The 608-nt window shown below is 39.5% G+C and carries 1 protein-coding gene; it reads right to left on the reverse strand.

Annotated features, from left to right (window positions below):
- The coding region (locus AC6HVZ_RS19625) for a transposase (protein WP_497559801.1) at positions 1-585 on the reverse strand (585 nt) is incomplete at its 3' end.
- Positions 586-608 lie beyond the last annotated feature (23 nt).

The raw sequence follows: 608 nt of genomic DNA on the forward strand, positions 1-608 counted from the left end.
GCAATGACAATAAACATTCCCTTTAAAATTGTGAACGACAGTTTCATGGTCTCCCAGTAAACGAGTTTCTTCCCCGTCCTTCCACATATTTCGTATATCGATAACAGGTTTTATTTCATGGTTGTCCCATAGTCTCTTATGTAGCTTGGTATCGTCATATCCCCTGTCTGCGGACATGACTTCGGCTTGATCAAGAAGGCAAGGACGTTCTTTTTCGATTTCATCCAATAAATCATGGGCCGCATTAATATCTGGTACAGAAGCTTTCGTAACCGAATATGCCATTGGAAGCTCGTAAGTTGAATCAACAATCAAATGAATTTTGTAGCCGAACCATTTGACTATTTTTGACCACGTCGTACCATCTTCTCTTTTACCGCGATATTCTTTTTTTCCGTAGTCAGCATCCGTATCTCTACGTCCGTCTTCTTTCTCATTTTTGTTTTTTCCATTCGCATAAGATGGAATCGCTTTCCCGTCAATCGCTAAAGATTTCCCAAAGTCAGGAAGTACCTCGCTAATTTGATCAACCAACGTCTGAAACATGGATTCTACTTCTTCCTCATGATCGATTAATTTTTTCATAAAACGTGAATAAACATAGGCTG

The sequence above is a fragment of the Oceanobacillus sp. NCCP-135 genome, from assembly GCF_059698015.1.